The 4,225-nt window shown below is 62.8% G+C and carries 4 protein-coding genes and 1 pseudogene; 2 read left to right on the plus strand and 3 right to left on the minus strand.

Features of this window, described 5'->3' with window-relative positions; translation table 11 throughout:
* From MKL09_RS00430 to MKL09_RS00440, 3 genes are all read right to left on the minus strand, one after another.
* The coding region (locus MKL09_RS00430; protein WP_244016951.1) for an MCP four helix bundle domain-containing protein at nt 1-987 on the minus strand (987 nt) is incomplete at its 3' end.
* Between the two features lie 305 nt (nt 988-1,292).
* Nucleotides 1,293-2,254 (minus strand): IS630 family transposase gene (locus MKL09_RS00435; RefSeq protein WP_244016953.1). Its coding sequence is split into 2 segments (ribosomal slippage): nt 1,293-1,906 and nt 1,906-2,254, totalling 963 coding nucleotides; the frame shifts between segments, so codons are not numbered across the junction.
* Nucleotides 2,255-2,489: 235 nt separating this feature from the next.
* The gene (locus MKL09_RS00440; protein WP_244016955.1) at nt 2,490-2,741 is read right to left on the minus strand and encodes a hypothetical protein; all 252 of its coding nucleotides are present in this window, start codon (nt 2,739-2,741) and stop codon (nt 2,490-2,492) included.
* Between the two features lie 228 nt (nt 2,742-2,969).
* Between MKL09_RS00440 and MKL09_RS00445 the strand changes: the two genes are divergently transcribed.
* Both MKL09_RS00445 and MKL09_RS00450 read left to right on the plus strand, forming a co-directional pair.
* Nucleotides 2,970-3,377 (plus strand): helix-turn-helix domain-containing protein, encoded by a 408-nt coding sequence (locus tag MKL09_RS00445; RefSeq protein ID WP_244016956.1) that lies wholly within the window; start codon nt 2,970-2,972, stop codon nt 3,375-3,377.
* Nucleotides 3,378-3,700: 323 nt separating this feature from the next.
* Nucleotides 3,701-3,832, plus strand: a pseudogene (locus MKL09_RS00450) (EAL domain-containing protein); the annotation flags it as partial.
* Between the last annotated feature and the right edge of the window lie 393 nt (nt 3,833-4,225).

Consider the following 4,225-nt stretch of genomic DNA (forward strand, 5'->3'; position numbering starts at 1 on the left):
GGTCGACTGACTGGCCGTCTCGGTCGCGGTGGCCGTCATCGTCTGTGCTGTCGCCTGCAACTCGGTGGCGGACGAAGACACCATGCCGATGATGCCGCCGACCGCCTGTTCGAAGCTGTCGGCCATCTGGCGCATGCCGGCCTTGCGCTGTTCCTCGGCTGCTAGGCGGGCCTCCGCAGTCTCTTCTTCCAACGCCTTCATGCGGATCAGGCCATCCTTGAACACCTGAACCCCGTCTGCGATCGTCCCGATCTCGGTCTTCTCGCCCTGATGCGGGATGGCGGCGTTGAGATCGCCAGCGGCAAGGGATTGCATCGGCCCCACGACCGAACGGATACCACGCGAGATGCTCAGGACGATCAAGGTCGCCAGCGCGATCGCTAGAACCACCGCCACAAGCCCAGCGCCGACCAGCATCAGGCGCGCCTGACCATATGTCGCCTGACTATCCTTCTCTGCCTGTTGAGCGCCGTCCTGGTTGAGCTTGATGATCTTGTCGAGCGCTGCTGAAGCATTGCGACGCGGTTGCACACCTTTGGCTTCATAAAGGCTGAGGGCCTGCGCTTTCTCACCCTTGCGCGACAACACAAGGATAGGCTCGACAGTGCCCATGAAAGAGCGCCATTCACGGGAGAAGGTTTCGTAGAGCGATCGTTCCTCGGGTGAGCTGATCAGACCCTCATAGGCTTTGGCGGTCGTCTCGATCTTCTGGGCACGATCGGCGAGGTCCTTGTCGACGCTGGCCAGCATCTGTTGTTCGTCCGTCAGGATATGACGGAGCAGACTCGTCGTGTACCGTCCTGTCAGGGCATCGACTTGGCCAGCGGTGCGAACGCTCGGCAGCCAGTTCGTCTCGACGTCGAGGAGCAGCCCGTTGATTGTGGACGCACTCCACAAACCGACCGCGCTCAGACCGCCCAGGAACAGCAGAAGCACCGAGAATGCAGCGATGAGTTTGCTGCGGATAGATATGGATGGAAGCGACACAGCGGGCCTCATGAGGCAGCCGTCGATCCAAAAATGCTTGCAGCCGCCGGAGCTATGGCGTGCCCGAGAATAGTTAATGGGCTGCAACGCTGGGCTTTGAAATCAGGCGCCTGCGGCCCTGCAAGGCAGCGGTGTTGTCTCTGGCAAAGCGGTGACTATCGATCCATATTTCGATAGCGGTGGCCATCTGGATGTAGGCCGAGCACGACCATGACGCGATCCCGAGCTCCGACGTCGGCGATCGGCGCGCCATTCTCAAGCCCGACGATAGCCTCGGGATCGACCTGGGCTAGAGCCGTTTCCGCTCATATAGCGACGGCCAAGTCGTCCTCGTATCCGGCGGCGGCGAGATAGTTTCGGCATTCTTGAGGTGTGAAGCGGGCGAAGGCCTTTCGGATCTCGGCATGGAGATCCGCGATGGTGCGCGCTGCGGCGGCACGCAGGAGCGCTTTGAGCTTGGCGAAGGCTTGCTCGATCGGATTGAAGTCCGGGCTGTAGGCCGGCAGGTAGCGGATCCGTGCGCCGACGGCCTCGATGGCCTCGCGGACACCGGCAACCTTGTGGACGTTTAGGTTGTCGAGGATGACGGTGTCGCCGGGTCTCAGCGCGGGGACCAGGGTGTCGGTGACGTAGGCGCGGAAGCGCGCCCCGTTCGTGGCTCCCTCGAACAGGGCGATGGCGGTGGGACCGCTGGTACGCAGGGCGGCCGTGACGGTCGTGGTCTTGTAGTGCCCATGCGGCACGGCCATCCGGCAGCGTCGACCGCGCGGAGCCCGGCCGTAACGGCGGGCCATCTTCGTGTTCGTGGCCGTCTCATCGAGGAAGACCAACCGGTCCGGATCGAGGTCGAGTTGTCCTTCGAACCAGTCCTGGCGGGCCGCCCTCACGTCCGGCCGTGCCTGCTCAGCCGCGTGAACCGCCCCTTTTTACGGGTGATCCGGTGCCGCCGGAAGAAGCGCCACAGGCCGCTGGTGCTGGTCTGCACGCCGTGCCCGGCCAGGGCATCGCGCAATTCGCACAGAAAGATCTCCGGCCGTTCCTCATGGAGGCGTAGGATCAGGCCGGCATGCGCCTCGACGCGGTGCGAGGTGCGGTCGCCACCCGAAGGCTTGGCTGCAACCTGGCCTTCGTGATGGAAACGCTCCGACCAGCGGCTGGCACTCGATACGCTGACCCCGAAGCGCGCTGCGGCCCGATGGCAGGATGCACCCTCAGTCACAGCCGCCACGACACGCTCACGCAGATCCACGGACAACGGTGATGGCATCAGTGCCTCCTTCACCCGTCAACGCTCCAGCCGAAAAGACGTCGCAACGCGCTCGGAAACGGCTCTAGCGCAGACAAAGTCTCGATCGAGTAGGCCCCACGCACACGGGCAGCATGGATCTGCTCAGCTAACGCGGCATCTAGGGAGGTGGGCTTGTCGTGCAGGTTGCTCATGGGCAAGCGGTACGTGCCGGCTCAGGCCGAAGTTTCCCCCGACGAGGTTTTCTGAAACGCGGCTACTCCATCCCCGGTGGCCGGGGACGTGGCACGCCAAGCTCGGTCAAGCCGAGAAACAGGGCGACGTGCGTCAGCACCGCGAGGGAGGACGTGCAGCCGTTGCCGTTCTCGATAGCTGCGATCACCTCGGGCGCGAGGCGGGCCAACCGGGCCGCATCGTCCAAGGAGAGGCGCAGGCGGCCCCGTGCTGGACCAGCGTGCGCCGCGAGGTTGTACAGCACGACGTGCCGCCGCTCCTCGATCTCATTCATGAGAGGTGCTCAATTTCGCTGGGCTCACCGCCCTCACGAATTCGTTACTATCGCCGCTGATCTCGTGAAATACCCAGAGTTGCACGAGTGCCTTGCACAAGTTGCGGCTGTTGCTCGGCTGCACTAACGGTTGTGCAGCGTAATCGTGTACAATCCTGGGGTCAGTTTTAAGCGACTGGACTAGTAGCGACGCGTTCCGCCTTCCCCGCATCGAAAGCTCATTTTGCGATGACCGCGACCAACACGCCGAAGCTGGCAACCGACGCCGATCGTGCGATCGGCAGCCGTATCGCGGCGCTTCGAGCGGCACAGGGGTTGAGCCAGACCGCGCTTGGTCACGCCATCGGGGTGAGCTTTCAACAGGTGCAAAAATACGAGAAGGGTCGCAACCGAGTCGGCGCCAGCCGTCTGCAGATGATCGCAGATCAACTCAAGATGCCGGTCGAGACGTTTTTCTCCGACACGGCGCCGGTGGATGCTGGAGTCGCGCCCGTTCAGACCTATTTCGACGATCCGAAGGTCGTCGAGCTCGTCCAGGCGTTCACGAGCATCGCCGACGCGACGACGCGCGAGAGTGTTCTGTCGATCGTGAAAGCAGCGGCCACAATCCAGCAGAGGCGTGCCTTTCAGGCATAGGGCCCACCGAACAGGTCGCCCATCGCCTTCCGCCGGAACAGCGTGCGCTTGCGCCGTCTCTGATGCTCCGGCCGGTCGTGGATTATGTGGCAGCGCTGGCCTCAGCCCCGCCGAGCTGGGTCTGCCTTCACGTGAGCATTCACGTGCTCCAAATCGGTCACCGGCAGGATAAGGCCGGCGATCAGTTTGATCGAATTAGATCGATAGCCGCTGTACTCGGTACGCCTCCGGACAATAAACCGGGACATTCAAATTTTAGCCCCAGATTAGTGTCGTTGCTTTTTAATCAACCCTACCAGGGAAGTATACGATAGAGCGGGCCCATGAAGCGCGGATGCCAAGGTTGCCGAGACGGCGAACCCCTGCCGTTCACCTTCACGATGGCGTTCCATCCTATCGTAGATATCAGCCGAGGCACGATCTGGGGCTACGAGGCTCTCGTCAGAGGTTTGGAGGTCGGGAAGCGAAGCAAGTGCACGCTCGCCCTTGGCCACACGGCAGCTGTGGCGTTGAGCGTCCCATCTCAAACGAAGGTCGAGATGGTCGGAAGCCTGTCGCGCGCCTTGGTGAAGCGCATCCGGCTCGGTCCAGGAGAGTTGCGGCTGGTGTGACCGTCGTTCGGCCGGATGAAACACCGCTCCGCGAGAGCGTTCGAGATACACCGCGACTTCCCCGCGACCGCGCCCGTACCCATTTCAGGATTATCCGCCGCGGTGCGGTAGGGATGTGCGCGAGGCCGGGATGCAGCCCGACGGTTGGTCCCGGCCGGTCGCCTCAGGCTGGCTTACAGACCCTTCTGGCAAGGATCTGGTTGCGCAGCTCACGTCCGATCCTTCGGATCAGATGCC

The organism is Methylobacterium sp. J-048 (assembly GCF_022829515.1).
Taxonomy (GTDB): Bacteria; Pseudomonadota; Alphaproteobacteria; order Rhizobiales; family Beijerinckiaceae; genus Methylobacterium.

Coding starts and splice junctions, on each gene's coding strand:
- MKL09_RS00440 (WP_244016955.1), bottom strand. CDS start 2,741: ATGAATGAGATCGAGGAGCGGCGGCACGTCGTGCTGTACAACCTCGCG.
- MKL09_RS00445 (WP_244016956.1), top strand. CDS start 2,970: ATGACCGCGACCAACACGCCGAAGCTGGCAACCGACGCCGATCGTGCG.